This is a genomic window from Nocardioides sp. (genome assembly GCF_050699375.1).
Classification (GTDB): domain Bacteria; phylum Actinomycetota; class Actinomycetes; order Propionibacteriales; family Nocardioidaceae; genus Nocardioides.
On the sequence record NZ_JBOHDN010000007.1, the window covers coordinates 1 to 2,774 of the forward strand.

Consider the following 2,774-nt stretch of genomic DNA (forward strand, 5'->3'; position numbering starts at 1 on the left):
CAAACCGCTAACCACCCCACGGAGGAGAACATCATGACCAACATCGCCTTCATCGGCCTCGGCATCATGGGCAGTCCGATGGCCGCCCACCTGGTCGACGCCGGTCACACCGTCGCCGGCTTCGACCACAGCCCCGAGCGCACCCAGGCCCTGGCCACCGCGGGCGGCCGCGCGGCCACCTCGACCGCCGAGGCCTGCCGCGACGCGGACGTCGTCTGCGTCATGGTCCCGGACTCGCCCCACGTGGAGGAGGTCCTCACCGCCGAGGGCGGAGTCTTCGAGTCCGCCCCCTCCGGCGCGCTGATCATCGACTTCTCCAGCATCCGACCCGACGTGACCGCGGCGCTCGCCGCGCAGGCCACGGCCCGTGGCTTCCGCATCCTCGACGCCCCGGTCTCCGGCGGTGAGGCGGGTGCGAAGAACGCCGCTCTCTCGATCATGGTCGGCGGCGCGGCTGACGACTTCGCCACCGCGAGACCGCTCTTCGACGCCGTCGGCAAGACCGTCGTCCACGTCGGCCCGAGCGGCGCCGGCCAGACGGTCAAGGCGGCCAACCAGCTCATCGTCGCCGCCAACATCCAGGCGCTCTCGGAGGCGCTCGTCTTCCTCGAGGCGTACGGCGTGGACACCAAGGCCGCCCTCGAGGTGCTCGGTGGCGGGCTCGCCGGCTCGAGCGTGCTCAACCAGAAGAAGGAGAACATGCTCACCCGCTCCTTCCAGCCCGGCTTCCGGATCGACCTGCACCACAAGGACATGGGGATCGTCACCGCCGCCGCCCGCGAGGCCGGCGTCGTGGTCCCGCTCGGCTCGCTGGTCGCCCAGCTGATGGCGAGCGCGCGGGCCAACGGCGACGGCGGCCTGGACCACTCCGCCCTGCTGCGAGGCGTCGAGCGCTTCAGCGGCTCTGACACCAAGAAGGAGAGCTGACATGGCACGCATGCGCGCGGTCGACGCCGCCGTCCTGATCCTGGAGAAGGAGGGCGCGACCCAGCTGTTCGGCCTCCCGGGTGCCGCGATCAACCCGTTCTACAGCGCGATGCGCAAGCACGGCGGGCTCCAGCACGTGCTCGCCCGCCACGTCGAGGCGGCCTCACACATGGCCGAGGGCTACACCCGGGCGAAGGCCGGCAACATCGGCGTCTGCATCGGCACCTCCGGGCCGGCCGGCACCGACATGATCACGGGGCTCTACTCGGCCTCCGCCGACTCGATCCCGATCCTGTGCATCACGGGCCAGGCACCTGTCGCGAAGCTCCACAAGGAGGACTTCCAGGCGGTCGACATCGCCTCCGTCGCCGGATCGCTCACCAAGATGGCGGTCACCGTGATGGAGCCCGCCCAGGTCCCGGGCACCTTCCAGAAGGCCTTCCGGCTGATGCGCGAGGGACGTCCCGGCCCGGTCCTGATCGACCTGCCGCTCGATGTCCAGCAGGCCGAGATCGACTTCGACATCGAGACGTACGAGCCGTTGCCGATCGCCAGGCCGGCGGCCAGCCGTGCTCAGGCGGAGAAGGCTCTGACGATGATGCTGGCCGTCGAGCGCCCGCTGATCGTCGCGGGTGGTGGTGTGATCAACGCCGACGCCGCCGACCTGTTGGTCGAGCTCGCCGAGGTGACCGGGGTTCCCGTCGTCCCGACGCTGATGGGCTGGGGCACGATCCCGGACGACCACCGGCTCAACGCGGGCATGGTGGGGCTGCAGACCTCCCACCGCTACGGCAACGCGACCATGCTGGCCAGCGACTTCGTGCTCGGCATCGGCAACCGGTGGGCCAACCGTCACACCGGCTCGGTCGAGACCTACACCGCCGGACGTACGTTCGTGCACATCGACATCGAGCCGACCCAGATCGGTCGGGTCTTCGCGCCGGACTACTCGATCGTCTCCGACGCCCGCGCGGCGCTGGAGGTGCTGGTCGAGGTCGCCCGCGAATGGGCGGCGGAGGGCCGAATCGCCGACCGCACCAGCTGGGCCGAGGAGTGCGCCGAGCGCAAGCGGACCCTGCAGCGCAAGACCCACTTCGACAACATCCCGATCAAGCCGCAGCGGGTCTATGAGGAGATGAACCGGGCCTTCGGGTCCGGCACCCGCTACGTCACCACGATCGGCCTGTCCCAGATCCAGGCAGCGCAGCTGCTGCACGTCTACAAGCCACGCCACTGGATCAACGCCGGCCAGGCCGGCCCGCTCGGCTGGACCCTGCCGGCCGCACTGGGGGTCGCGACCGCCTGTCCTGACGGCCAGGTCGTCGCGCTGTCGGGGGACTACGACTTCCAGTTCCTGATCGAGGAGCTGGCGGTCGGCGCCCAGTTCAACATCCCCTACATCCACGTCGTCGTGAACAACTCCTACCTCGGCCTGATCCGGCAGGCGCAGCGCGGGTTCGAGATGGACTACTGCGTCGAGCTCGCCTTCGACAACGTCAACAGCCCGGAGGTCGACGGCTACGGCGTCGACCACCTCAAGGTCGCCGAGGGCCTGGGCTGCAAGGCCGTACGCGTCACCGACCCCGCCGATCTCGGCGCCGCGTTCGAGAAGGCCAAGGCCCTGATGGCCGAATACCGCGTGCCGGTGCTCGTCGAGGTCATCCTCGAGCGCGTCACCAACGTCTCGATGGGCACCGAGATCGACGGCGTCGTCGAGTTCGAGGACCTGGCCGAGCGTGGTGAGCACGCCCCGACCGCGCTCGTCCCGCTGGGCTGAGGCAGCCATGTCTCCCACTTCCACCTCAGCTGGTCGACGCGTCCTGACGCATGTCCGTCGAGTCGGCGCG

At 69.8% G+C, this 2,774-nt stretch carries 2 protein-coding genes; both read left to right on the top strand.

Translation table 11 applies throughout. The annotated features are described in order from the left end of the window. Window positions 1-33: 33 nt before the first annotated feature. A complete protein-coding gene (locus tag ACRDPS_RS00270) occupies window positions 34-927 on the top strand; it encodes a 2-hydroxy-3-oxopropionate reductase (RefSeq protein WP_431499609.1) in 894 nt (297 codons plus the stop codon). A 1-nt stretch (window position 928) separates the two neighbouring features. Further along, window positions 929-2,704 (top strand): glyoxylate carboligase, encoded by a 1,776-nt coding sequence (gene gcl / locus ACRDPS_RS00275; RefSeq protein ID WP_431499610.1) that lies wholly within the window; start codon window positions 929-931, stop codon window positions 2,702-2,704. Window positions 2,705-2,774 lie beyond the last annotated feature (70 nt).

Bases quoted from the DNA above. Each gene is read 5' to 3' on its own strand.
- gcl (WP_431499610.1), top strand. From the start codon at position 929: ATGGCACGCATGCGCGCGGTCGACGCCGCCGTCCTGATCCTGGAGAAG.
- ACRDPS_RS00270 (WP_431499609.1), top strand. From the start codon at position 34: ATGACCAACATCGCCTTCATCGGCCTCGGCATCATGGGCAGTCCGATG.